Source organism: Candidatus Nitrotoga sp. M5 (assembly GCF_927904885.1).
In the GTDB taxonomy this organism is placed as follows: domain Bacteria; phylum Pseudomonadota; class Gammaproteobacteria; order Burkholderiales; family Gallionellaceae; genus Nitrotoga.
The window spans coordinates 22,401-47,690 of sequence record NZ_CAKMNW010000056.1; the positions used below are offsets into that span (position 1 = coordinate 22,401).

Genomic DNA, 25,290 nt, shown 5'->3' on the forward strand with positions numbered 1-25,290 from the left:
GCGCATCATTTTTTGAACATCCGCACAAAAATGTGGCAGGCCCTGCCCGCGCAACCCTGTTTTCTGTGCGGCACAGCTAGCCGCAATGGTGTATGGTGCGCCGCTTGCGATGCTGACTTACCCTATCTGACTGCTGCATGTTGCCCGGTGTGTGCCCTGCCTACGCACGATGGCGCAACTTGTGGTCATTGCTTGCAACAAGCGCCACATTTCGACCGCACAGTGGCCGTCTTCGCCTACGCTTTCCCGCTCAACAAGCTAGTGCAGGCGCTGAAGCATAATGAAAAGCTGGTCTTGGCTAAGGAGCTTGCGAACAAACTGGCACAGCGTATTGCGGTGCGCCCTGATTGCCTTGTTGCAATGCCATTGCACCCGATGCGTTTACGCGCGCGTGGTTTCAATCAGTCATTTGAGCTGGCGCGGCATATTGGGCGACAGTTGGATATTCCCGCACTGCTGAATGCCTGCCAGCGCAAGCGCGATACGCCGCCACAAACGGCATTATCACGAACAGATAGAGGCAGGAATATGCGCCATGCATTCATGTGCACGCAGGATTTTTCGGGCAAGCATGTTGCCATAGTCGATGATGTAATGACTAGCGGTGCATCGCTGAACGAATTGGCGCAGACCTTGCGCAAGGCGGGGGCGCGTGAAATCAGTGCCTGGGCCATTGCACGGACATTACCGCATTCAACTTCGTAGAATTTATAATCACACCCGCTTGTCATGTGATTTCTAGCCCCTGTCAGATGCGCATAACTTCTAAACGGAAGCTCCCCTAATGTTTAATGTGATCCTCTTCCAGCCTGAGATTCCACCCAATACCGGGAACGTCATTCGCCTGTGTGCTAATACCGGGGCGCAACTACATTTGATCCAGCCACTCGGGTTTTCGCTGGATGACAAACAATTGCGGCGCGCCGGGCTGGATTATCACGAATACGCCGATCTGCGTGTACACGACGACCTTGCTGCGTGCCTGCAAACTTTGCCGAGTACGCGTCTGTTTGCATACACGACCAAGGGCAAACAGCCTTATCACGAGGTATGTTATCAGGCTGGTGATGCCTTGCTGTTCGGGCCAGAAACTCGTGGCTTGCCTGTGGATATATTGGCATCGTTAACGCCGGAGCAGTGCTTGCGCATGCCGATGCTACCGAATAATCGCAGCCTGAATTTATCCAACACAGTGGCAGTAGCAGTGTTTGAAGCGTGGCGTCAGTGCGGGTTTGCGGGAGGGTAGTATATAGTCGCATTAAGGACAGTATCTACTTGACTATGTTCAATGCGCGAATAACTCGACCGGCAACTCTGGCAGAGCCCTGTAGGGTGGACACGGTTTTGTGCCCACGCGGATTCGTCATTTTGGAGTAAACAGTTAGCCGTGTTATCGCCGCGCAATGGTTGCAGGCTCAAGCTATTTCTTTACGGTGGTCGCGCTTATCGGCGGCAGTCGATTCTATGTGACGAAGCGATTCGTAACGCATTGCACGCCTCGATCGAAACGGTGCGTGTGATGCGTCCTTTCGTCATTTATGCATGGGTATTGTTGCCAGACCATCTGAGCAGTTTTTGAAATTGCGGGGTTTAATATTACAAGCCATGGAATGTTAGCCCAATTTCCTGCGCCAGCGCTTCCAGAAATAATATAGTTTGGAAATTCCTCAGCAAGAATCGAACTTATTGCCTCTCGAAGTTCTTGGCGAATAACATGTGCTAGAGGATGATTCGTGAATGCTTCTCGAATCGCATTTGGCCAGTCAGTCAAAATTCGTTTCAGGATTTCTCGCAGCATGATTTTCCTAACCGGATCAGAAGAAGATGTTGCTTTGGGCAAAGGGGCTATATTGTTTCATTTAGAAGGTGAGAATCCTATGGGCTAATTTTGGATCGACACCAAGTTCATTCTGTTTATTTAATGCGCTTGGCTGCAGCCAGATATGCGGCGTTGTTTTCTCGCTTGCCAACAGACAACACCAGCACAACCAGCTCGCCGTCTTCGACTACGTAAACCAGACGGAAGCCTTGCTTGAGCAACTTGATTTTGTAGCATCCTGCCAACTGCACGGTGCAGAAGCGAACCGGGTACAAGCGGGTTTTGCAGGCGTTTTGCCAGGAGCGGTTTGAGTGCCTGTTTGATTGAGCCGTCCAGCGCCTGCCATTCGCGCCAAGCATCCGGAACAAATTTGAGGCGGAATTTGACTATTGGCTTGCGCTCGTCCTGCCTATAGGTCATCCAGCGTTACCTCGATAGCGCGGTCTTTTTGTTTTAGACGTTCCTTGGCCACGTGCACGAGACGCAGGTCGTTGATCTCTTCCAGCATGGCTTCATAGCAATCCGGCGGCACCATATAAAAGGCGGGTTTGTTGTGATTGAGCACTGCGACAGCGCGTCCGCCCGATTCCCTGAGTGCCTCATTGGGATTTTTTTTGAATTCCGTCATGCTTACCGAAAGGTCGGAAAGTATCGTTTCCATTGCCATTTTATAGCTCCTTATTTGACTCATATTACTGAGCTAATTAAGCTTGAGGAAATAACTTTAGTCAAGTGTTGCTAACGTATCATAGTGCCATTCGGGTCAGGCCGTACATTTGACATTACCTGTCAAGTCCCGCCTGTTTATAAATTGTGTTATTTCATCAGAGCTGCGGTAAGTAGCACGAGTGCTTCGGTAATTTCGACTAACGCCCCTGCGGTATCACCGGTGATGCCACCAATACGCCGCAGCATGAGAGTGCGTAGCGCAAAGAACATGCCTGCTATGACAAGAAACAGCCACAGCGCGTCAACACCGAGGATGATGGATATTGCTGCCAAAGTGAAAAAAACTATGCCCAGGCTCGCACGTCGGGGCAAATGCTTTGCCAGCAGGCTACCAAGACCGTTTTCCCGGACATAGGGCGTAGTGAGGAACAGCAGTACCAGGGCGGTGCGGCCAAGAACCGGGACCAACACCAGAGCTTCCCAATTTTTGGTCGTGATGAGATGTTCCAGTGCTGTGAACTTGATCAAGAGCACCAGGACCAGGGTGACTACCGCCGCCGGGCCGCAGTACGGGTCTTTCATTATCGCAAGTGTTTTTTCGCGATCTCCAAGGCCACCTAGCCAGGCATCGGCGCTGTCGGCCAATCCATCGAGGTGGATTGCGCCGGTAAGCATCACCCAAAAGGCGAGCAAAACGGCGGCATGAAGGCCGGTGGGCATCCCGTTACCAAGCCATCCCAACGTGACCAATATTAGCCCGAGGAGCAGGCCGACCAGCGGATACCAGACAAGAGAACGGCCAATTTCCTGTTCGCTGATCTCATGCAGTCGAGGTGTGGGTAAGCGTGTTAATAACTGCAGGGCGATGATAAACGGACGCAGCATCTACAGACTCCCAGCATGAAAGACAAGGCTGGCGCTGGGCGGTTGTTTCTGTGCATGGTAAACCCTGATCCGACTAATTGCAGCGAGTGGCACCTCAAGTCGAAGTAAGGCATGAAGCGGCATTTCAAGGATATCTGCAAGTATGATGCGTATGGGGCCGCCATGGCTGATAAGCAAAATGTGTTGCCCTTGTTGCCGGTGAATCAGACTTTGCCACGCATTCAGTACACGTTGCCTGAAATCGGAAAGTAATTCAGCGTTATTCGGGGCATGCTTGTTTGGATCTTGCCAGAAGCGTTGCAGGGCATCAGGATCGGTGGCTGACAGATCGTCAGAAGTTTTTCCTTCCCAGTCGCCAAAGTGCATTTCCTGGAAACCATTATCCAGAGAGTAGGGTAGTTTGTTTTTTTCTGCCCAGTATTCGGTGAATTTCGCACAGCGTTGTAACGGTGAGCTGATGATGTGTGTCCAGTCACTTCCTGCTTCGAGTGTTTGTTGCATTTGTTGCCAACCCAGCTTGGTTAGCGGGTCATCAGTGCTGCCGCGAAAACGGCTGCCGCCTTCTACTTCACCGTGACGTATCAGATCAATAGTGGTGGTTTCAGTCATTGTTATTTGAAACGTCGGCTTCAGCAAAGGTGGCCATGTCATTGTGCAGCGCGCAAGCGAGGCGCAACAGTGGCACTGCAATTGCTGCACCGCTGCCTTCGCCCAGACGCATGCCTAGATCCAGCAAGGGCTGCACGTTCAAGGCATCAAGTATCACCCGATGTCCCGGCTCGGCAGAGGCGTGCGAGAAAAGAAACCACTTTTCGGCACCGGGGCAAAGCCGTGCAGCGGCGAGGGCTGCCACCGAGCTGATGAAGCCATCGACTAACACCGGCAGGCCCATGTGTGCACAGGCAATATAGCTGCCGCTCAGTGCTGCGATCTCGAAGCCGCCAAGCCGGCGCAACGCTTCTAACGGCGCGCCGTGGTGTTCGCTGTGACGATTCAGCGCCTGTCGGATCACCTCGGTCTTGCGCGCTACCCCTTTCGCATCCAGCCCAGTACCCGGCCCGGCGAGCAGTGAAGGCGAGGCATCAAGCAAGGCGCAGGCTAGCGCTGCTGCTGTGGTTGTGTTGCCGATACCCATCTCGCCGCCGATAAAGAGCTGTGCGCCGCCAAGCTTGGCACGCTCGGCTGCTTGGCGTCCCGCGTGCAGGGCGCGGGCAAGTTGCTCTGCTTCCATTGCAGGTTCCCGGCAGAAGTTGGCTGTACCGGGACCGAGATGAAGATTTAATACGCCTTCCAGAGGACCGGTGTCATTGACCGTACCCAGATTAATTACCTCAAGTTCTGCGCCAAGTTCGCGAGCCAGCACGCTGATGGCGGCGCCACCGCGAGCAAAATTTTTCACCATTTCGGCAGTGACTGCCTGGGGAAAGGCAGATATGCCCTCGGCCGCCACGCCATGATCGGCGGCAAATACGGTAATGTATACCTTATCCACGCATGGTCGCTTGGTGCCTTGCAACGCCGCCAGCCGGATTGCGGTTTCCTCAAGCCTTCCCAAGGCTCCCGGTGGTTTGGTGAGAATTGCCTGACGCGCCTCGGCAGCCCGCTTGGCATTGTCGTCCGGTGTGGCGGGCGGTACTTGCAGCCATACGCTGATTTCGCTCAAAGCGGGCCTCCTTTCAATACGTGGGGCAGACCAGCCACCGTCAGGATCACCTGTTCGCAGGCCTGTGCTATTTCCTGATGCAGGCGGCCGGCCTCGTCGCAGTAGCGACGGCTGAGTTCACCCAGCGGGGTTACACCCATGTTGGTTTCGTTGCTGACCAGGATGAGTTTGCCCGCGAGACGTGGCAGTGCCGCGAGCAGGGCGGCGCGCTCGCGCTCGAACAAGATCGCATTTTCTGTCATCAACAGGTTGGTGAGCCATAGCGTCAGGCAATCGACTAGCACGCAATGTCCAGTGGTTGCATGTTCCTCCAACACCTTTGCCAGCAGGATAGGTTCCTCGATAAGATACCAATGGTTCGGCCGCTGCACGCGATGTGCCGCAATGCGTGCACGCATTTCATCGTCCTGTGCTGTGGCGGTAGCAATATAGGTAACAGGAAAGTTGCTCTCGATCGCGAGGCGTTCGGCCAACCGGCTCTTGCCAGAACGAACGCCGCCGAGGATCAGAGTTTTAAGGTGCGTCATCTCGGTACCACATTCGAACTAAGCAATGCCAGCAACTGGTCTGTCTCAAGGTGCTGCTCTACCGCATCCGCCAATCGGTCGATAGCAGCCTCGCGAAGCGCGTGATAATCAAGTGCTTGCGCATTGCGCAGTCCGGCCCAACTGAGCAAGCCAGTGTTCGCAGTTGGTGATTCGAACAGGCCATGTAGATAGGTGCCAAGAATCTGGCCGTCTGCACTCATGGCGCCGTCGGGTCCGTGGCCGAGGGACAACGCCGGACGGGCCAATGCGGCACCGGTGGTTATGCCGGCGTGAATCTCGTAGCCATGTACCGGCGCACCGTCCAGCATCAGTGTGCCTTCTACGTTGCGCAGTTGTTTCGTCGATTGCAGTGTCGTTTCCATATCGAGCAATCCCAGGCCGCTGGCACTGCCCGGCTCTCCTTCGAGGCCGTCATGGTCGTGTATCGCCGTGCCTAGCATTTGAAAACCGCCGCAAATGCCGATGAGTTTTCCGCCGTAGCGCAGATGCTGTTGAATCGCTGCTTCCCAGCCTTGAGCGCGCAACCAGGCGAGATCGGCGCGTACACTCTTCGAGCCGGGCAGAATGATCAGATCGGCGCGAGGAATGGCCTCGTCAGGGCCGACAAATCGCTGATCGACTTGTGGATGCAAGCGCAACGGATCGAAATCAGTGTGATTGCTGATGCGCGGTAGTGCGGGGACGATGATGCGAAGTCGTCCTGCATCCTCTCGAGATTCGGTTTGCTGGTTATGCGGCAGTGCATCCTCCGCTTCCAGGTGCAAGCCATGTAAATAGGGCAGCACGCCGAGCACCGGTTTCCCGGTATATTCCTCCAGCCAGTCGATACCCGGTTGCAATAGCGCCAGATCTCCCCGAAAACGGTTGATTACGAAGCCTTTGACCCGAGCCCGTTCGCTTTCGCTCAACAGTGCAAGCGTGCCGACGAGGTGTGCGAATACGCCACCACGGTCGATGTCGGCGATCAGGATCACCGGGCAGTCCACGGCTTCAGCGAAACCCATATTGGCAATATCGTTGTGCCGCAGATTGATCTCTGCGGGCGAGCCGGCACCTTCAACGATGATGGCATCATATTGGGCAGCGAGGCGTTGGTACGATTCGATTACAGCCGCGCGGGCGATACGCTTGTAGTCGTGATAATCACATGCGTTCATGCTACCAACTGCGTGGCCGTGAATAATCACCTGCGCGCCGATATCGGAATTGGGTTTGAGCAATACCGGGTTCATGTCGGTGTGCGGTGCTAGGCCACAGGCAAGTGCCTGTACCGCCTGGGCGCGGCCGATCTCGCCGCCGTCAACCGTGACCGCGCTGTTTAGCGCCATATTCTGCGGTTTGAAAGGTGCGACGCGGATACCTTGCCGCGATAGCCAGCGACACAGCGCCGTTACCAGCACGCTCTTGCCAGCATCCGAGGTCGTGCCTTGAATCATCAACGTGGGAGCAATCATGCGTTGGCACCTGAGAAATTTGTAGTATCGATACCATCCAGCACTGCCGCCAGCCGCCGCCAGTCCTTTTTGTTGCCAGGCAGACCAAAGCGCAGACTGGGTGGATTGGTGAACAGGCGCGTCAGGATGCCATGGCCCGCCAGCGCCTCATGCAGTTGTTCTGCCTGATGGGTTCGTATCCATTGGAACAGGGCACTACCGCCTGTGGGTGAGAGGCCGTGCCGCATGAGCAGCGTATGCAGGCATGCACTGTCATGGGCAAGACGTTGCCGTGCACCATTCTGCCAGGCACGGTCTTTGAGTGCGGCAGTGGCCACCCAGCGCGCGGGGGTGTTGACAGTCCATGGACCGAGCAAGTTATTGAGTCGCGCTAGCAATCCAGGTTGCGCGCATACAAAACCCACTCGTGCACCAGCCAGACCAAAGAATTTACCCAGCGAGCGCAATATAATCAATCCGGGGCGGGAGCTGTTGCAGCAAAGGCTGTGTTCAGGCGTGACGTCCATGAATGCTTCATCCACCACCAGCCAGCCGTCACGGGCAGCGAGCTGCATTTGCCAATCGAGTAATTGTTCCACTTTGAAGCTTGCACCAGTAGGGTTGTTAGGATGAATGAGCACCAGCACGTCTGATTGTGGCACAGCTTCATTCAGCTGTTCTCTGGTGACGGCCATGACGGTATGCCCCGCGCGCCGCCAGGCCGCGGAATGTTCGGCATAGGCAGGATATAAGACGCTTACACGGCTGGGCGAACGCAGTTGCGGCAGGGCCTGGATTGCTGCCTGTGAGCCAGCCACTGGCAGCAAATGTTCGGCGCTGTAATATTCGCGCGCGGCCTGCTCGAGCCCGTCATTCTCTTCGGGCAACCTCGACCAGGCTGAAGCCGGTAAGAGGGGAGTTGGCCAGCCCTCAGGATTGATGCCGGTGGAGAGATCAAGCCAGTCGGCCAGCGGTATGTCATAACGCGTTGCCGCCTCGCGCAATCGGCCGCCGTGCTCAAGCATGGGCGAGTATTCCAGCGACGACAAGCACGCCAAGCCACAGCCAAACGCCATGTCTCACCAGTCTGAGCGCACGCTCGATGTCAGCAAAGCCCGGGGCTTTGCCCATACCAAGAATGGGCCGCTGATGCCACTCGCCCAGATAGCGGGCCGGCCCACCAATGATGATGTCCAGTGCTCCTGCACCGGCTGCCATCACTGGCCCGGCGTTGGGGCTGTCCCAGGCTGGTGCTTGCTCTCGCCAGCAAGTCAGGGCCTGTCGAGTTTTTCCAAGGGCGGCATAGGTTAATGCCGTGAGTCGCGCCGGGATGAAGTTGAGCATATCGTCGAAGCGCGCGGCGGCCCAGCCAAAACTCAGATAACGATCATTGCGATAGCCCCACATCGCGTCAAGGGTATTGGCCAGCCGGTAGAGTACTGCCCCGGCACCGCCAGCGATGACAAACCAGAACAACGCGCCGAACACGCCGTCATTGCCGTTCTCCAACACCGATTCGGTAGTCGCGCCACTGATGTCTAGCGCCGCCGAGTCGCGGCTGACCATGCGCCCGACCAGGCGGCGCGCTTCATCGTCATCGTTATTCAGTAACGCTGCCGCGACAGGCCGGGCATGGTCATGCAAGCTTTTGTGGCCGATGGCGACATAGAGCATGAGTAAATTGAAAATCATACCGACATAGGGGAGCGCGGTGAGTGCAGCGGCGGCTGCCGTGAAGGGCAGGAGTAACAACAGTAACGCCAATGTCCCACGCATGCGGCGAGCTTGCGATGTTACCGTGGAGCCACCATAAAGCTTTTGTTCGGTATAGTCGACCAGGCGGCCAAAGCCGACCAGAGGATGCCGTCGGCGTGGTTCACCCAAGAGCCAGTCCAGCAGTACGGCGGCCAGTGTCAACAGCGCAGTGGTCATCATTGGCTCTCCGCCCAGCGCTGTACGATGGCGTGCAACTGTCGTACGCCGTCGGTCAGTGCAGTAGGCCCCGGTTGAAGGATATCGCAGGACTTGATTTCATGGAGGTAGCCGTTGTGCACCGCCGGGATCGTGCCCCAGCCCGAACGCTCACACACCTGTTGGGTATCGAAGCGTTTGCCACACCAGGAGCCTATGATGATATCCGGTGCACGGCGGATGACTTCCTCCGGATCGGTAATAATGCGCCCTTTAGCCGCAGGGGATGCAGCGAGTTCCGCAAAGCAGTTCTCACCACCTGCAATATGAATGAGCTCCGATACCCAGCGAATGCCCGAAATGAGTGGTTCGTCCCACTCCTCGAAATAGATACGCGGTCGGCGTGACAATGCCGTCGTACTGCGCTCGATATCAGCGAGCCCCTCGCGCAGCTCGGCAATCAAACGTTGCGTTTTTTCCGTGGCGCAGACCATCGAACCGAGCAAGGAAATCATATCGAGGATGCCGGCTACCGACCGTTGATTGAACACGTGTACCGCAATGCCGGCACGGATCAGTTGCGCCGCAATGTCCGCTTGCATATCGGAGAATCCCAATACCAGGTCCGGATTCAGCGCAAGAATTTTGTCGATTTTGGCGCTGGTAAAGGCAGATACTTTTGGTTTCTCCTTACGCGCCTGGGGCGGGCGTACTGTGAAGCCGGAAATGCCCACGATGCGATCCTGCTCGCCGAGCAAGTACAGCGTTACGGTGGTTTCCTCGGTGAGGCAGACGATACGCTGCGGGCCCTGAGAAGTAATCGAGTTCATTGCGGCGCCTCGGTGTTGTCCCAGGCGTTATGGAATACCAGCTCCTTTAATTGTCGGCCCCGGGTCCAACCCTCCAGCTCTAACATCGGCGCGGGATAGAATGCTTCTACATGACCAAGACAGAGAACGGCCACCGGTTTGGCGCCTGTGGGTATCTGAAGTAGCTCCGCGAGCGCGACTGGATCGAACATTGAAACCCAGCCCATGCCGAGTCCTTCGGAGCGGGCTGCCAGCCACAGGTTCTGAATGGAGCAGGCCACCGAGGCAAGGTCCATCTCCGGCAGCGTGCGTCGACCGAAAATATGTTGTTCTCGTCTGTCCATAAGCGTAGCGACGAGCAGTTCACCACAATCGAGGATGCCCTCGACTTTGAGGCTCAGGAATTCATCCTGACGTTCACCCAGGATTTCGGCAGTCGCTGCCCGTTCCTTATCGACCAGAGCGTGAATCATGCGGCGTAATGATGTGTCAGTAATGCGCACAAATCGCCACGGCTGCATCAACCCCACGCTCGGTGCGAGGTGCGCTGCCTCGAGCAGGCGCGCAAGTACCACCGGATCTACGGGATCGGGCAGGAAATGACGCATGTCTCGCCGTTCGCGCATCACGCGATACACTGCGGCGATTTCCTGCTCAGTAAATCGGTTCATGGTAGAAATAATCTTGCGGCCGCTGCAGGGTTGGAAGGGAAGTACCAATGCATGTAGGAAGCAGTCAGCCGTCCTTGTTGGTATACCGGCTCACCCGTTCCGAGGTGTCTGGCGGATACGGAGTTTGTGGATGGCGTTGGGCCATCGGTTACGCGTGAATGATGGAAGGTGTGGCCTCTGAGTTCACCTTCCTGCAGTGGCGCGTGATGCATGCCCAGATTAGCCAAGCGCGTTTGCATAACGCCCTTGCCGGGAAGCAGTCCTGCCATGAATGCGCATCGGCCTTCGGTATCCGTCAGCGACTCAAGCAGATACAACATGCCGCCGCATTCAGCTACGATGGGGTGACCTGTGGAATGATGGGTACGGATAGCCTCTTTCATTTTTTCGTTGGAGGCGAGCTGGTCCAAGTGTAATTCTGGATAGCCCCCCGGCAGATAGAGCGCATCAGCGGGCGGCAAGGCTTCGTCATTGAGCGGCGAGAAGAACGTGAGCTTAGCGCCGAGCGCCTGCAACAATTCGATGTTAGCGCGATACAAAAAAGCAAACGCCACATCTTGCGCTACAGCGATGCGCACACCATCCAACAGAGCTGCGACCGGGGAATGTGCCGATGCAGTGAACGTCACTGGCGTTGGTAAGGTCTTGCTTACGCCATTGAGTGCGGCGGCAGTGTGCTCGATACGTGCGTCCAGATCGCCAACCTCCGCGGCCTGCACCAATCCAAGGTGACGTTCTGGAAGGGTGATATCCGCATCCCGTTTCAGCCAGCCTAGCGTGACCAGCCCCGGCGGCAGGCTCTCGGCAAGCATTTCATAATGACGCTCCCCTGCGACACGGTTGGCAAACACCCCAGCGAAGGGCATATCCGCGCGATAGGTTGCCAGGCCGTGGGCTAAGGCGCCAAAGGTCTGGGCCATAGCGCTGCCGTCGATCACCGCAAGTATCGGAATACCAAACCGCGTAGCAAGGTCCGCACTGGATGGATTACCATCAAATAGCCCCATCACGCCTTCGATAAGGATCAGATCGGCGTCGCTTGCTGCTTCATAGAGCAGTTGTCGGCAGTGCTCTTCGCCGCCCATCCACAGGTCGAGTTGATAGACCGGGTTGCCGGAAGCTTTTTCCAGGATCATCGGGTCAAGAAAGTCCGGCCCGGTCTTGAAAACGCGTACCTTGCGTCCTAGGTTGCGATGGTGGCGCGCCAGCGCGGCGGTGACCGTGGTTTTGCCCTGGCCGGAAGCGGGCGCGGCGACAAACAACGCGGAACAGCTTTGTTCCGTCACAGATCCACTCCTTTCTGTGCCCGCACACCGGCGCGATATGCGTGCTTGGTATCGCGCAGTTCAGTTACCGTATCAGCTGCCTCGATGAGCGGTTCAGGCGCAGCGCGGCCGGTGATTACTACATGTTGCATGGGTGGACGATTCGCCAGATCGTCCAGCACGGTTCTGATCTCCAGCCATCCATACTTGAGCGGATAGGTGAGTTCATCGAGTACCACCAGGCCCAGAGTCGGGTCGCACAGCATCTCCCGTGCAACGGCCCAGCCGCGTTGGGCGGTCTCGGTATCGCGTGCGAGGTTTTGCGTCTCCCAAGTGAATCCTTCGCCAAGAACGTGCCAGGTCACGCCCGGTTGCTGGCGAAAAAATTCTTCTTCACCTGTATCGGAACGGCCCTTGATGAATTGCGCTACGCCGACCTGCATGCCGTGCCCCAGGGCACGCGCTACCATGCCAAAGGAGGAGCTGGATTTGCCCTTTCCATTGCCGGTGAGTACCAGCAACAAGCCCTGGTCTCGATCGGCGCGATCTATGCTAGCGTCGATCACCGCCTTCTTGCGTTGCATGCGGTCCCGATGGCGCTCTTCCTTATTGTCTGTGCTTATTGTCATTGTCATTCTCCCGTGGTTACGTTGCGGTTTCGGGTCGAACTGCTAGCAAGGCTGAACAGTAGGTGAATCAGAGCGGCACAGCTGACGTAGAACACCAAAGGTTGAAAGTGGAGTGGGAAGAACTTTACCAGTCGGGCGCCAAACTCGATGAAGGTCGGATCAGTGAAGCGACCCGAGAAAAAATAGAATCCGCCACTGGAAAATAGCTTGCACACCACACCACCCGCCAGCATGGCAATACTCAGCGGTAGCAGCGTGCGCCATTCAAAGCAATACTGTCCGGCATACCAGCGACCAGCGAACCACAGAGCACTGTAGGCCGGCAACAGGAATACATACGCGGGCGTGATGCAGAAACCGCTGGCACCGCCCCAGGTGTACGCGGCGAAATCCAGTATCCAGGTCAGGGCGAGCAATCCTGGCAAGACCCAGCGTGGGCGCAGATACACCCCAGCGAGAAAGAACATCGCCCAGGAAGCTCCGGGCAGGCTTTGCAGGGTGGCAATATGCTGGCCGCGGGTGGCGACGACTAGCATCACCAAAATGGTGCCGATGATAAATTGGTTGCGATTTGAAAGTGTCAACATGATGAGCTCCTTAGGGTTGTGTCATTTGTAATCAGGGTTGATAGCGCAGGGTCAAGTACAGATTGCGACCCGGCTGGTTGAAGAAAGCGGCTGTCTCGTAGTCCTTGTCAAACAGGTTCTCGATACGTGCCTGCACACGCCAATCCTTGGCCAAGGCATATTCACCTCTCAAACCGAGCGTGGCATAGCTGCCCAGTTCGCGTGTGTTGGAAAGATTGTCATAACGTTTGCCCACTGCCAGCAGCGTGGTGCCGAACTTATATTTGCCAAACGTACGATCAGCATCGAACCGCAATGATTGTCTGGCCCGCCGTGGCAGCGCGTTGCCGTCGTTGGCGTCCGGTGTGCCCGCGGCGCGGTTCTCAGGATCGAGCAGAGTGAGGTTAGTGTTCAAATCCCAGCCACCGAGCTGTGTGTTGAGCACAGCTTCAAGGCCGCGAATGCGTGCCTGGTCGATGTTGGTGGGTGCAAAGATGCTGGCATCGAATGCGATCAGATTATCGATCCGTGTCTCATAGGTGTTGAGCGACCAGTTCCCCCACATGGTTTTACCGCTTAGACCAAACTCAACGCTGCGTGACTCTTCAGGCCCAAGACTGGGGTTGCCGTAACCTGGAAAATAAAGCTCGTTGAAGGTCGGTGCCTTGAATGCGGTGCCATAGGAGGCGGTGAATTTCAGGCCTTTGCTCAACGCGTAACCCCAAGCCGCCCCGCCGGTAGTACGCTTGCCGAATTGTTCGTTGTGGTCCCGGCGCAACGACAGTTTCAGGTCATGAGCAGCGAACTTGCCCAGATACTGGGTGAACAATCCCTTGTTGTTTCGAGAGGTGACCGCAAAGGTATTAGTGTTGTCAATACTGTCGTCCTGGTAGTCGATACCCAAGGTGAGCAGATGTTCGGGCGCGATGATGATGTTGTTCTGGAAAGACAGGGTATCGCGCTCGGTATCGAAACGACTGTTGAAAACGCCAGTTTTAAAAGTGTCGTATTCGTCTCCGCTGCGGCCTGCGGCTAAGGTCATCTGCCATATGTCTACTGGTGAGAAACTGATTGTTCCGCCGAGAACACTTTGAACCGATTCGGACTCGTTGACTAAATTTCCGTCGAATTCGGTGTTGCCGGTGGTACGCAGCGCATGTGCGTCCATTTTTAATCCGTTCTCAAAACGGTAGCCAGCGCGCAGTGAGCCGGACAAGTTGCGGTAACCGTCCTTATCTGGCTCGGTGGTGAAGCAACCAGCGCCGCCCGGTGAGGGCTTGCCGTCGCAAGCATTAAAACCACTGGTATTGATACCACTTGCACTAAGACTGAACCAACCGCGTTCACCGCCACCAGAAACCCCGGCCGAGGCGTTATAGGAGCGGTAACTGCCACCACCAACGCTGAAGAAGGTCTTCAGTGCGCCGCCGCCCTTGCGGGTGAAAATCTGGATGACACCACCGATGGCTTCGGACCCGTACAGGCTGGAGCGCGGCCCACGCACAATTTCGATTCGCTCGATCTGTTCGATGGGGATATTCTGGAAGGCCGTGGTACCCAGAGTCGCGGACCCGACTTTGACGCCATCGATCATGACCAGAACGTGGTCGGATTCGGTACCGCGCAGGAACACTGAAGTGGCCTTGCCGGGTCCTCCGTTGTTGGTGATGCTGACGCCCGGCACACCACGCAGCAGATCCTGGACGGATTGCGCCTGCTGGCGTTCAATATCTTTTCGTGTGATGACAGTTACTGAGGCCAGCGTTTCGTCCGCTGTCTGGGCGGTGCGTGTCGCAGTGACTATGACAGGATTGAGTTCAACGGCAAAAGCAGAGTGGGAACCCAATAGCAGTAGTGCCGTCGCCGATAGGCAACGATTCTTCATTCTTATTTCCTTTCCTCAGGCGCACTCACCCGTGCGCCAATCGGTGACACAAAGGCACCGCGGAGGAAAAGAATCAGACGGAAACAGGCAGGGAATACGAACGACCTGTCAGCCGCAGTATCGCCCTCCGCAATACCAACCAACGGCTTCAGGCCGGTCTCCGGGCTCGCGAGTGGTCTTGAAGACCTGACGGATCGCCTTCCCACGTCGAAACGCAGTGGCTGTGTGATCCGCGATAACTCGCTTACCGTTGCGGGGGCAGCGCCGGAATTGTTCTTCGGCTGACTATGTCAAGAACGCACCGACTTCCCGTTTAATCCCTTGGGTGGAAACCCTTAGGACACCTGAAGCAGAACGGTAAATTTATAGCAATATAGATGACGAGTCAAATTTTATAATATAAGTTATTGTATATATTATTAAAATATGGGCTTGTCGTCAGCTCGGCTATGAGCAGCCTGTCGGACTTAAAGAATCGTAGCGAAAATTGAGCTGAGAAAAGGGTGATTTAGACGATTTTGCAGGGTATTTAGTTGTTCTATAGCCCAAAAAAGCGGTGAAATAGTCACCGTTCAGCTAAATTTGCAGCCGATTTACTTTAAATCCGACAAGTTGCTAGCTCACTACCTTACTCACGCTTCCCGAGCCATTCTGCTCTTCGGCCTTGTTCGTGGATGTAATACCAAACGCCGTAAAGACTATACTCAGTGTTCATGCCGATCAATCGCTTGCACGCAAATGTAACCTTCGTTTTTTGATGGCTGAAAGCCTGATCTGAACTATGTTTTGTCGTATCAGTTTTGTTGGAACGGTCTACCAGTAGGAGTCTGTTTAGATATCCAGAACCGACCCCTTGGGGTTTTATTCTGCTGGGCAGCTCCACACTTGCTGACGCAACCGTAACGTTCAATAAGCCATAAACCTCATATTTCGAGTGTAAAAATTTGACACCGGCGCCTGACATCTCGCTTGCAAGCATTTTTTACCCGTGTTGAAAATATTTAATGCTATGTAAACAGAGCAATAAGATTGGATATTAATTTAAAGTGTTATTTATGCTTGACATTTTCTATTTTTGTGTAATATGCCGACGAGATTCCTGTTAAATGAATAGCTTATCCAGTATTCGTATCTGATCTTATGCATTTGCGCACTTCAGCACCTCATCTCAATGTGATTAATTTATGGCAGTTTCTATCAATTCAGGAGATCCAGATGGCGAATAATTTAAGCGCAAGCACAGATAGATGTTTGATAAATACTTATCCTACTGGAGGTTCCATGTCGCACTTGCTGAAGAGAATTTTTTGCACACTACCACTTGTCTTTATAGGATGTCTGGGGAGCATGCCAGGCCATGCAGCTGAGACCAGCGTGGTGGCTATCTCTGCAGGAGATGACTACACCTGTGCGCTCACCTCAGCAGGCGGGGTTAAGTGCTGGGGGTATAACGATCGTGGCCAGCTCGGTAACAATTCAACTACCAATAGTTCAATTCCAGTGGATGTAACGGGTCTTTCCAGCGGCGTCGCGGCTATCTCTGCAGGGGCAACGTACACTTGCGCGCTCACCTCGGCAGGCGGGGTTAAGTGTTGGGGGCACGATACTTTGATACCGAAAGATATGCCTGGTCTTACCAGTGGCGTAGCGGCCATTGATTCAACTTATGGTCGAACCTGCGTGCTCACCACAATAGGCGGAGTGAAGTGTTTCAATGGCATCGGTATGTCATATGGCGCTTCACTGGCAAATCAACCAGGTCTTCCCAGCGACGTGACAGCAATCGCTACAGGTCAAATACATAACTGTGCACTCACCGCGTCAGGCGGTGTCAAGTGCTGGGGGTACAATCAATCCGGCCAGCTCGGTGACAATTCCTATACAAGTAGTAATACGCCAGTGAATGTGTCGGGACTCTCTAGCGGAGTATCGGCTATCTCAGTAGGGATTCTTGGATCTAGCTTTGCACTCACCACGGCAGGTGGAGTCAAATTCTGGGGAAATAGTGGCATCCTCGGTAGTGACCTCGGGGTCTCCGATCTATTACCCTCTAGTTCTACACCATTAGATATAGTGGGTCTTACCAGCGGCATAGCGGCTATCGATACAAGTGGTTTTCACTTCTGCGCACTCACTATGGTGGGCGGGGTCAAATGCTTTGGCCATAATGACTATGGCCAGCTCGGCAACAATTCCGACTCTGGTAGTTTGACGCCAGTGGATGTGTCTGGTCTTATCAGTGGCATGTCGGCCATCTCTACAGGTTCTAGCCACACCTGCGCGATTACCTCGGCAGGCAGGGTCAAGTGCTGGGGCAGTAATGAATATGGCCAGCTCGGCGACGGTTCCAAAAGGGACCGATGGATCCCAGTTGATGTGGTCGGTCTTGACGGCGGTGTGATCCCCGATCCTGTTTTGCCGCCAAACCCTGTCGTACCTGCCTCGAGCGCGGTGGCCATCTCCGCAGGATTTGACCACACCTGCGCGCTCACTACGGCAGGCGGGGTAAAGTGCTGGGGGGGTAATGAATATGGTCAGCTTGGTAACAATTCGACTACCGATAGCTCAGTTCCGGTGGATGTAACAGGGCTTACCAGCGGCGTAGCGGCTATCTCCGCAGGAGGTATCCACACTTGCGCGCTCACCTCGGCAGGCGGAGTTAAGTGTTGGGGAATGTACGGTAGTTTGATCCCGATAGATATTCCTGGTCTTGCCAGCGGAGTGGTGGCCATTGATTCATCCATTGGTGGCGTCTGCGTGCTCACCACGATAGGTGGAGTAAAGTGTTTCATTGATCTTGGCAAGGAAGGTATCTCTATACTGGCAGATCAGCTAGGTATACCGGCAGATCTCCCAGGTGTACTGGGAAAACTGCCAGATTTACTGGCAGATCTGCCAGGGCAATCCAGCGGTGTGACAGCCATCGCTGCAGGCTTTTATTACACATGTGCGCTCACTGCGGCAGGCGGGGTGTCGTGCCAGAACTGGGATTTTGACATCGAGGTTGGCCCCAATATCATCCGTGATAAAGAACCAGTGAATCTGCCGGGACTCTCCAGCGGGGTAGCAGCCATCTCCGCAGGTCTTTCCCAGATCTGCGCACTCACAAGAGCAGGCGGGGTAAAGTGCTGGGCCTATTATGGTGTACACGGCAACAATTCACCTACCGATAGTAATTTAATTGCGGTGGATGTGGCGGGCCTTGCCAGCGGCATAGCGGCCGTCGATACAGGTGGTCCCCACATCTGTGTGCTCACCACGGCAGGCGGGGTAAAATGCTGGGGCTCGAACGAGTTTGGCCAGCTCGGCGACAATACTGTCTCTGACGACAACAACTCTGACGACAGTTTCAGGCTAGTGGTGGATGTGTCTGGCCTTACCAGCGGCGTGTCGGCCATCTCTACAGGATTTTTCCATACTTGCGCGCTCACCACGGCAGGCGGGGTTAAGTGCTGGGGTTTAAACCGATATGGCCAACTCGGCGACAATTCCACCACGGATCGGTTAACCCCGGTTAATGTAGTCGGTTTTGGCGGCGGCGTGTTCCCCGACCCTATTTTGCCACCCAGCCCCGTCGAATCTACTTCTCCCTTGACTGGTCTGTGGTGGAACCAGAATGAATCCGGCTGGGGGATGAGTATCACCCAGCGTGATGCGATGGCTTTTCTGGCGTGGTATACCTACGATTCAATCGGGCAACCGACATGGTTTGTCATATCGTCCTGTCCGCTGGTAGGGAGTGGTTGCACGGGTGATATTTACAGTGTAGTAGGTGGCACCCCGCTGGGTGTGGCCTGGAATGGCAACGGTAAAGTCGTGACCAAGGTGGGGACGGGTACCTTCGCTTATTCTGACAACAACACCGGGACATTAAATTACTCGATCAATGATGTAAATGGAACCAAGCAAATTACCCGGCAAATGTTTGCAGCCGGTGCCGTTCAACCACCAGTCGACTATTCTGCGCTCTGGTGGAACGAAAACGAATCCGGCTGGGGACTAGCCATCACACAGCAGTATGGAATGATTTTTGCCACCATGTATACCTACGATGCCAGTGGCAATCCTGTCTGGTACGTTGCTTCCAGTTGTCCCTTGACTGGTAATAGCTGCGCCGGTGATTTATACCAAGTCACCGGCGGGTCTGCGCCCACCAAGACATGGAACGACGCAGCTAAGGTGGTAACGAAAGTCGGCACTGTCAACTTCGTCTTTCAAAACAGTAGCGCTGGTACCTTGACTTACACCATCAACGGAGTGAGTGGATCCAAGGCGATTTCAAGGCAATTGTTTTAGGGGGCTGTTGTGACGGGTAGAGCCAGCTCTGGACTGGACGTTCTGGCAAGCAAACATTGCTGGAGCGGTTGTGGTTGGTTCTTGAGTCCGACAGGCTGGTAGGGTGGGTACGTCTTTGTGCCCACGCGGATTCGTCATTTTGGTGTGAACAGTTAGTCACGTTATCGCCGCGCAATGGCTGCGGGCTCAAGCTATTTCTTTACGGTGGTCGCTTACTGGCGGCAGTCGATTCTATGTGACGAAGGAATTCGTATGGCATTGCGCGCCTCGATCGAATTGGTCTGGTTCAATGGAAAGCGCGGTGCTGGGATATGATTGACGCTGTCCGCGTGGGCACAGACGTGCCCACGCTACTTGACTGGTAATCAAATATTTATGGTACGGTATCTACTTGACTATAAAATATAAAAATTTTCCTGAATTTCAAAGTCATCTTGCGCCAACAGCCAATTTCCATCGTTCTGAAGATCCCACTTTTCTAGAGTAATGATTCCGCGTTCCACATTCGTTGTCCAACTTGCAGACAACAGAACGGTGGATGCATCGACGACTTCTAGATTTACATCGCCATATCTTAATTCGCCAGCCCCAGAGGCCAGGAAAGGCCTCCAGAAAGCGTCGATCTCACCGGTTCCTTTAAACGTACCCAAAGGTTTGGCGTTGATAACCGCATCCACCTGATATCCAGCGATATAAGTGTCGATATCTCCTTTATTAAAGGCTTCAATCCACTTTTGACTGCATACCAAAACAGCTTGCTTTATCTTTTCATCGTTGCTCATAGTAAGAGTTTTTTAAGGCTTGATATAGAGATATCCCTGCTCTTGAAGATCAGCAATACGCTTGACGGCCACGGGGTGTTCGGTAGGCACAAAACCGGATACCAGAGATTCCAGTGGTTTATTGAAAAGTTTCATTGAGACCTGACACATCTCGGGCTGAACCCCTTTGTCGATAACCACTGCCAGGTTTTTCTTTAGAACAGGGTCGACTGTTTCTTTATCGAACAGCTTCAAAGCGGGACCATGCACCACGACTTTGATATCGATCTTATCGGGCCCGCCTTCTGCTTCCATATGTTTATTGATTAAAGCCATTGCATATTTTACAACTCCGACATCCGAGCCATCGATATGATAAAGAACTTTCAATCTGCCGTTTTCATCACGGTGATTGCCAGTCTCCGCGCTGGAAGTTATTGAAACGAGACAAAGCAAACCCGCAAAAATCAAAGAGCTTATTTTTTTATAATTCATGAGAAATCTCCATTATAAATAGGAACAATACAACGAGTGTATCATTATCCAAATGAAGGAAAGGGCGGATTAAAACAGTGAAGCTGGACCTACGAATTTAGTTATTTTCAGAGTGTTCGAGGCGGGCGATAGCGCGTAATAATTTCTTCTGTGTTTCGATGTGTTCTTCTTCAAGATAACTAGGATAGTTTGGGTCAGCTGTCCGCGTGGGCACAAAATCGTGCCCACGCTACTTGACTACTTGACTGATGAGGGAGGGAAAGCGTGAACCTGTTCTCTACTCTACCCAATTTTTTCTTGGGTTAGGCATCGTTACTGATCACTCTAACGATTTCAATGACAACCGGGAAAATGGCCATTGTCAAGACAGTTATTAACATGATGAGACCTGTACGGGCGTCCTCGGGAGTGAAGGCTGCTGAGATGGCACACAGAACAAGAGCACCAAGCATGCCCCAGAATATTGGCATCAGTCGACGTGCGCGACTCGCAGGTGAAGTCGAGGAGCTTCTTGGTAGAGACAGCAAGGTCGTAAGTACAAATGCGATGATGAACAGAGCAAAGAAGCAGAGGTACAAACCTGCGCTAGACGCCTTGATGGTTCCTGACAGGATTGAAGACTTCAAATCGATCATACCTTCCGCCGCGATACCTTGAAACAGCATCCAAGCGCCAAGGCCAAAAAGACCGAACGCTCCAATCAGTGCAACGAGGCGAATCCAATCGTTTGGCGTCCAATTCCGAGACGTGTCCATATCGTGATGCCTAAAGTAACATAGAAAACATTTTCATAAGCGAGTAGTACTGCCTATATCGGTACACATTGCCAAGCATCACCAACTCCCCAATATTTTCATTATCTTAGCCGTTAATTTGGCTAAACATTAATTATAGAGCAGCCTAAAATTCTGCTGATGGAAGCTCAAGCTGTTTCACTGATTACTCCCAAATTACTCGATCGGTTACTCTCTTATACTCAATGCATTATTGTCTTGAATACGGGGGCCACTATACCAAACAGTTCCAACAATTATGGCTGAACGATTAAGGCCCAACGACTAATTAAATTCGGAGTTGGGCGCACGATTAAGCAGTGCCTCGACCGCGCTCGCTGCCGGCACCTGCTCATACAAAACGCTGTAAACTGCCGTACAGATTGGCATGTCTACGCCCAGACGTTGCGCCAGATGATGCACTTCTCGTACGGTATAGACGCCCTCCGCGACGTGACCCAGTTGGTTCAGAATGTCTGGCAACGCTTGCTGCTTTGCCAGCAAAATTCCGACTTGTCGGTTGCGCGAAAGATCTCCAGTGCAAGTCAAAATTAAATCGCCAGCACCAGATAATCCACTCAAGGTTTCCGCACACGCACCCATTTTCAATCCCAGTCTTGTCATTTCTGCCAGCCCGCGTGTAATCAGCCCGGCACGTGCGTTTTGCCCATAACCCATGCCTTCGGCAATGCCAGCGGCAATAGCCAGTACGTTCTTGACAGCGCCGCCCACCTCTACGCCCATCACATCAGTGCTGGAGTAGACACGCAAGGACGAGTGATGCAAGGATTGCGCGACTTGTTTGGCAAATTTCTCATCGGTCGATGCCAAAATCATGGCTGTGGGAAGGTCGCGTGCCACTTCCAAAGCGAAGCTCGGGCCGGACAGCACGCCACAGGAGAAATTTTGCGGTAAGGTTTCTGCGGCCACTTGATGCGGCAGCTGTGTGGTACTTGCCTCGAAACCCTTGCACGCCCAAATTACCGGAATCGGCACAGGCATTGCCGCGATCTGTTGCAGTGTGGCACGCAGCGCAGCAATTGGCACAGCAACCAATATTAATTCTGCGTTAGTGAATGCGGCTTGCAAGTCGGCAGTCAGGTTCAGATTCTGCGGCAATGGAACTTCCGGCAGGTAGCGTTGATTGTGATGGGTAGCACGCATTGCTTCGATTTGCGCCGCGTTGTATGCCCATAATGTGACACGATGACGTGCAGACAGATTGATAGCCAGCGCGCTGCCCCATGCGCCAGCACCTAAAATAGTAATGTTCATCGATTAACGGCTAATCGCCCCATACTTCGGTCGCTCTCACATAGCCTGCCATGCCATCCGGGTGACGTACTTTGACCCAGCCATTGCCTAAGTTTTCCAACCATTCCAACGCTACTTGCTGACTTGTGTTGAACGCTAACGGCGCATCCTCATCTGGCTCCTCATACACCATGGCAAGTGGTGACGTCACTTCCACAAAGCGCTTGCTGCTGAGGGCATTTTTTTCTATCCAAGCCAGGCTGCCGGAACTATCACGTACTTTAACCCAGCCATCCAAGCTAACTACCTGCTCCAGCGGCAAGTAACGGTTAACCACAAATAATTTTTTTGCTTTAGCCGAGGGCGCATCATAGAGAACAGCGGAACTGTCCGCGACAGACACGTAGTCCAGCGCATGCGAGGAACCCGCCGCTGTGAATAGAGCAATGAACAGGATTGATAAAGCAACAGGTGGTTTCATTTTCAATGCTGGGTAGGCGCTGCGGCTTTTTCTTGTTCTTGTAACTTCTGCTGTTTTTGCTGCTGGTACACCGCTTCAAAATTGATCGGATTAAGGAACACGGGTGCAAACCCAGCGTGAATCGCCATATTTGATACCACTTCTCGGAGATAAGGATAAAGTATGTTAGGGCAGATGATTGCCAATATTGGCTCCAGTTCTTCCGGCGGCAGATTGCGCACATGAAAAATACCGGCCTGCTTAGCCTCGATCAAGAACATGACCTTGTCTTTTTCCGGCAGCTTGGCGGTGACTGTAACCGTGACGACTACTTCAAATAGACCATCTTCCATACGCGAGCTCTGTGTATATAACTGCAGATCAATATTCGGATTTTCGCGTTCCAAAAAAATGCTAGGCGCATTAGGGCTTTCCAGTGAGAGATCTTTCACATACATCTTCTCGATATTGAATAGAGGTTGTTGCTGATCGGGTGCAGCTGCAGCTGCGGCTGCGTCTGCGGGTGCGTCTGCTTCACTCATGATATGTATCCTTCCGTATAAAATTAACTATTCAATAATTGGTTTAATTTACCACTATGGTCCAACGCCGCCAGGTTATCGTAGGTGCCAACAAGGTATGTGCCTATGTAAATTTGCGGCACGGTGCGACATCCGGTAGCTTCCATCATTACTCGACGCGCTTCCGGTTGCAAATCTACACGTATTTTTTCGATTTCCGTTACACCTCGGGCGCGTAACAGGCGCTCGGCTAGCACGCAATAAGGGCAAATTGCAGTGCAATACATCAATATTTTAGGCATCGTTATTTTTTCAATGGTAGGCCGGCCTTCTGCCAGGCTAGCAAACCCCCCGCCAAATTATGCGCCGACTCAAATCCATGCTTGCGTAACAATACGCATGCGGCTGCCGAACGTTGATCGCTGTTGTCCATCACTACGATGGGTTGCGACCGATAGCGTTCTAATTCTCCAATGCTCTCATTAAGCTTGCCAAGCGGAATTTGTTTGGCATTCAGGACATGTCCAGTTTTGAAATCTGCCGCTTCACGCACATCCAGGACTAATGCATTCTTGTAGTTGATCAGTTGCAGAGCAGCGGCACTGCTGACTTCTTTTATCCCACGTATGCTGTTACCCATAAACGACCATAGCAGCATCAAACCGCTACTCACGGCCACTAAAATCATCCAGATATTATCTTGCATGAACTGCATACTGCCGCTCCTTGTATTTTTTTGAGGGCAAATTCTAGCAGAGCAGCGAAGTTCTCGGGGGCTTTCTGTGTCAACGCGCTTAGATATTTACGTGCGGACGTGAAATTATCAGGATAAGATCAAATGGCGCGTTCCATCTGTAACTGTGCTGCAGCCTGCTAACCAGACAAGGCCAACAACAATGCGTCTCGATACACTACTAAATCAATCGGTGCAAAAGACATCACTTTTTCATTCGAGATTAATTTGTCAGCGAGATGGACAGTACACACCTTTATTTTGCCGCTCATGAAGAAATCAAAGTAAGGGGCCGCTAAAAATTCAGTTATCTATGCCATAACGAACAGTATGCAATAACGAACAGAATGTAAATTAAAGAGGCGTTAAGGTTTGATACGATAAAATCGCGTTGCTAGCGTATCCCCTTTGACATCGTCTAAGCGATCATTAATAACAAGCCCCAATTTTTCTAGTCGGTCATCTGGGTGGGGGTGTGTTTTGAATAGCAGTGACACGCTACCGTCGTCTTTGGCGAAATGGCCTATTTGCTGTAGCACTTCGGGAAAAGCGAAGGCGTCATAACCGGCGCGCGTGGCAAGCACTACCGCGATGCGGTCAGCCTCGAACTCAGCATTTTTGTCGAGCGAGCGTGCCACAACTTCCGCACCGTTGCCAATCAGCTTCTGGACTTGGTTATTTCCGCCGACCTGGCCAGAAAGTAATTTTCCGCCTAAGTCTATCAGGCTGCTTTGCTGTAAGATTTTCAAATGATGCTTGCGTATAACATGGCCGATTTCGTGACCTAGCACCCCGGCCAGCTCGGCCTCGTTCTGCAATAAGCTATACAGTCCGCGAGTTAGGAAAATATAGCCGCCCGGTGCGGCGAAGGCATTAACGTCGTTTGATTCAATCACACCGAAATGCCAAGGTAAATCTGGGCGCTCGCTTTGACTTGCCACCCAACGCCCGACATTATTGACATATGTTTGCAAGCTCTGATCTTTGACAAGTGCAGATGCACCCAACAAGTTGCCTGCAATTTGCCTGCCTATTGCAATTTCCTCTTCCTGCGAAGTGCCAGCAAGCCCCAACAATGCTTTACTTGTTGCAGCGTCTGACTTCTCTTCAATCTTTTTTTGAATGCCATCCTTAAGTACTTTTTTGAATCCCTCTTCGAAATCAAAACTCCAGGCAGTACTGCAGGCAAGCGTCAATACAGTGATCGACAAGTATTTTATTATCGCTTTCATCAGAGCAGTCCT

Annotated in this window: 29 protein-coding genes, 1 pseudogene and 1 riboswitch; of the genes and pseudogenes, 4 read left to right on the forward strand and 26 right to left on the reverse strand. The window is 53.3% G+C overall.

Annotated elements, in window-relative coordinates; all coding sequences use genetic code 11:
- The first annotated feature begins 12 nt into the window (after positions 1–12).
- From MJ770_RS10640 to MJ770_RS10650, 3 genes are all read left to right on the forward strand, one after another.
- Complete coding sequence (locus MJ770_RS10640) at positions 13–705, forward strand: ComF family protein (protein WP_239253876.1); 693 nt, start codon at positions 13–15, stop codon at positions 703–705.
- A 79-nt stretch (positions 706–784) separates the two neighbouring features.
- Positions 785–1,246: a tRNA (uridine(34)/cytosine(34)/5-carboxymethylaminomethyluridine(34)-2'-O)-methyltransferase TrmL gene (gene trmL, locus MJ770_RS10645; RefSeq protein WP_239253879.1), complete on the forward strand. Its 462-nt coding sequence runs from the start codon at positions 785–787 to the stop codon at positions 1,244–1,246.
- Between the two features lie 141 nt (positions 1,247–1,387).
- Complete coding sequence (locus MJ770_RS10650; protein WP_239254105.1) at positions 1,388–1,579, forward strand: hypothetical protein; 192 nt, start codon at positions 1,388–1,390, stop codon at positions 1,577–1,579.
- A 45-nt stretch (positions 1,580–1,624) separates the two neighbouring features.
- Here MJ770_RS10650 and MJ770_RS10655 read toward each other — a convergent pair.
- The 16 genes and pseudogenes from MJ770_RS10655 to btuB all read right to left on the reverse strand — a co-directional run.
- Positions 1,625–1,798 (reverse strand): annotated as a pseudogene (locus MJ770_RS10655) (MrcB family domain-containing protein); the annotation flags it as partial.
- A 116-nt stretch (positions 1,799–1,914) separates the two neighbouring features.
- A complete protein-coding gene (locus tag MJ770_RS10660; protein ID WP_239253880.1) occupies positions 1,915–2,094 on the reverse strand; it encodes a type II toxin-antitoxin system RelE family toxin in 180 nt (59 codons plus the stop codon).
- Between the two features lie 134 nt (positions 2,095–2,228).
- A complete protein-coding gene (locus tag MJ770_RS10665; RefSeq protein WP_239253882.1) occupies positions 2,229–2,486 on the reverse strand; it encodes a type II toxin-antitoxin system Phd/YefM family antitoxin in 258 nt (85 codons plus the stop codon).
- 149 nt (positions 2,487–2,635) lie between these two features.
- A complete protein-coding gene (locus MJ770_RS10670) occupies positions 2,636–3,373 on the reverse strand; it encodes an adenosylcobinamide-GDP ribazoletransferase (protein ID WP_239253884.1) in 738 nt (245 codons plus the stop codon).
- Positions 3,374–3,982, reverse strand: coding sequence for a histidine phosphatase family protein (locus MJ770_RS10675; protein WP_239253886.1), 609 nt, complete (start codon positions 3,980–3,982; stop codon positions 3,374–3,376). It lies immediately after the preceding gene.
- Complete coding sequence (gene cobT, locus MJ770_RS10680) at positions 3,975–5,036, reverse strand: nicotinate-nucleotide--dimethylbenzimidazole phosphoribosyltransferase (RefSeq protein WP_239253892.1); 1,062 nt, start codon at positions 5,034–5,036, stop codon at positions 3,975–3,977. The genes MJ770_RS10675 and cobT overlap by 8 nt, the downstream gene beginning before the upstream one ends.
- Complete coding sequence (cobU, locus tag MJ770_RS10685) at positions 5,033–5,563, reverse strand: bifunctional adenosylcobinamide kinase/adenosylcobinamide-phosphate guanylyltransferase (protein ID WP_239253893.1); 531 nt, start codon at positions 5,561–5,563, stop codon at positions 5,033–5,035. The genes cobT and cobU overlap by 4 nt, the downstream gene beginning before the upstream one ends.
- Positions 5,560–7,038: a cobyric acid synthase gene (locus tag MJ770_RS10690; RefSeq protein WP_239253894.1), complete on the reverse strand. Its 1,479-nt coding sequence runs from the start codon at positions 7,036–7,038 to the stop codon at positions 5,560–5,562. Before MJ770_RS10690 ends, cobU begins: the two co-directional genes overlap by 4 nt.
- Positions 7,035–8,042 carry a threonine-phosphate decarboxylase CobD gene (cobD, locus tag MJ770_RS10695; RefSeq protein WP_239253901.1) on the reverse strand — a complete coding sequence of 336 codons (1,008 nt, stop codon included), beginning with the start codon at positions 8,040–8,042 and terminating at the stop codon, positions 7,035–7,037. The genes MJ770_RS10690 and cobD overlap by 4 nt, the downstream gene beginning before the upstream one ends.
- Entirely contained in the window at positions 8,035–8,952 is a 918-nt protein-coding gene (gene cbiB / locus MJ770_RS10700) for an adenosylcobinamide-phosphate synthase CbiB (protein ID WP_239253904.1), read from the reverse strand. The genes cobD and cbiB overlap by 8 nt, the downstream gene beginning before the upstream one ends.
- Positions 8,949–9,758 (reverse strand): cobalamin-binding protein, encoded by an 810-nt coding sequence (locus MJ770_RS10705; protein WP_239253906.1) that lies wholly within the window; start codon positions 9,756–9,758, stop codon positions 8,949–8,951. Before MJ770_RS10705 ends, cbiB begins: the two co-directional genes overlap by 4 nt.
- A complete protein-coding gene (gene bluB, locus MJ770_RS10710; protein ID WP_239253908.1) occupies positions 9,755–10,408 on the reverse strand; it encodes a 5,6-dimethylbenzimidazole synthase in 654 nt (217 codons plus the stop codon). The genes MJ770_RS10705 and bluB overlap by 4 nt, the downstream gene beginning before the upstream one ends.
- The gene (locus tag MJ770_RS10715) at positions 10,405–11,694 is read right to left on the reverse strand and encodes a cobyrinate a,c-diamide synthase (protein WP_239253910.1); all 1,290 of its coding nucleotides are present in this window, start codon (positions 11,692–11,694) and stop codon (positions 10,405–10,407) included. The genes bluB and MJ770_RS10715 overlap by 4 nt, the downstream gene beginning before the upstream one ends.
- Positions 11,691–12,308 (reverse strand): cob(I)yrinic acid a,c-diamide adenosyltransferase, encoded by a 618-nt coding sequence (gene cobO / locus MJ770_RS10720; RefSeq protein ID WP_445083152.1) that lies wholly within the window; start codon positions 12,306–12,308, stop codon positions 11,691–11,693. The genes MJ770_RS10715 and cobO overlap by 4 nt, the downstream gene beginning before the upstream one ends.
- Positions 12,305–12,889 (reverse strand): hypothetical protein, encoded by a 585-nt coding sequence (locus MJ770_RS10725; protein ID WP_239253916.1) that lies wholly within the window; start codon positions 12,887–12,889, stop codon positions 12,305–12,307. The genes cobO and MJ770_RS10725 overlap by 4 nt, the downstream gene beginning before the upstream one ends.
- Positions 12,890–12,920: 31 nt before the next feature.
- Positions 12,921–14,753, reverse strand: a complete 1,833-nt coding sequence (gene btuB, locus MJ770_RS10730; RefSeq protein ID WP_239253918.1) for a TonB-dependent vitamin B12 receptor — start codon at positions 14,751–14,753, stop codon at positions 12,921–12,923.
- A 134-nt stretch (positions 14,754–14,887) separates the two neighbouring features.
- A riboswitch (cobalamin riboswitch) is annotated at positions 14,888–15,116 on the reverse strand.
- A gap of 918 nt (positions 15,117–16,034) precedes the next feature.
- Here btuB and MJ770_RS10735 point away from each other — a divergent pair.
- Complete coding sequence (locus tag MJ770_RS10735; RefSeq protein WP_239253920.1) at positions 16,035–19,049, forward strand: RCC1 domain-containing protein; 3,015 nt, start codon at positions 16,035–16,037, stop codon at positions 19,047–19,049.
- 395 nt (positions 19,050–19,444) lie between these two features.
- Here MJ770_RS10735 and MJ770_RS10740 read toward each other — a convergent pair whose 3' ends face one another.
- The 10 genes from MJ770_RS10740 to MJ770_RS10780 form a co-directional block, all read right to left on the reverse strand.
- Entirely contained in the window at positions 19,445–19,831 is a 387-nt protein-coding gene (locus MJ770_RS10740) for a YybH family protein (protein ID WP_239253922.1), read from the reverse strand.
- Positions 19,832–19,843: 12 nt separating this feature from the next.
- Complete coding sequence (locus MJ770_RS10745) at positions 19,844–20,305, reverse strand: DsrE family protein (RefSeq protein ID WP_239253934.1); 462 nt, start codon at positions 20,303–20,305, stop codon at positions 19,844–19,846.
- 302 nt (positions 20,306–20,607) lie between these two features.
- Positions 20,608–21,060, reverse strand: coding sequence for a hypothetical protein (locus tag MJ770_RS10750; protein WP_239253936.1), 453 nt, complete (start codon positions 21,058–21,060; stop codon positions 20,608–20,610).
- 303 nt (positions 21,061–21,363) lie between these two features.
- Positions 21,364–22,353: an NAD(P)H-dependent glycerol-3-phosphate dehydrogenase gene (locus tag MJ770_RS10755; protein WP_239253938.1), complete on the reverse strand. Its 990-nt coding sequence runs from the start codon at positions 22,351–22,353 to the stop codon at positions 21,364–21,366.
- 10 nt (positions 22,354–22,363) lie between these two features.
- Positions 22,364–22,813, reverse strand: a complete 450-nt coding sequence (locus tag MJ770_RS10760; protein WP_239253942.1) for an SH3 domain-containing protein — start codon at positions 22,811–22,813, stop codon at positions 22,364–22,366.
- Positions 22,814–22,815: 2 nt separating this feature from the next.
- Entirely contained in the window at positions 22,816–23,334 is a 519-nt protein-coding gene (gene secB, locus MJ770_RS10765) for a protein-export chaperone SecB (protein WP_239253944.1), read from the reverse strand.
- Positions 23,335–23,357: 23 nt separating this feature from the next.
- A complete protein-coding gene (gene grxC / locus MJ770_RS10770; RefSeq protein WP_239253954.1) occupies positions 23,358–23,615 on the reverse strand; it encodes a glutaredoxin 3 in 258 nt (85 codons plus the stop codon).
- 2 nt (positions 23,616–23,617) lie between these two features.
- Complete coding sequence (locus MJ770_RS10775; protein ID WP_239253955.1) at positions 23,618–24,028, reverse strand: rhodanese-like domain-containing protein; 411 nt, start codon at positions 24,026–24,028, stop codon at positions 23,618–23,620.
- Between the two features lie 158 nt (positions 24,029–24,186).
- Positions 24,187–24,318: a hypothetical protein gene (locus tag MJ770_RS15430; protein ID WP_256448825.1), complete on the reverse strand. Its 132-nt coding sequence runs from the start codon at positions 24,316–24,318 to the stop codon at positions 24,187–24,189.
- 93 nt (positions 24,319–24,411) lie between these two features.
- Positions 24,412–25,278, reverse strand: a complete 867-nt coding sequence (locus tag MJ770_RS10780) for a M48 family metalloprotease (RefSeq protein ID WP_239253958.1) — start codon at positions 25,276–25,278, stop codon at positions 24,412–24,414.
- Positions 25,279–25,290: the final 12 nt, after the last annotated feature.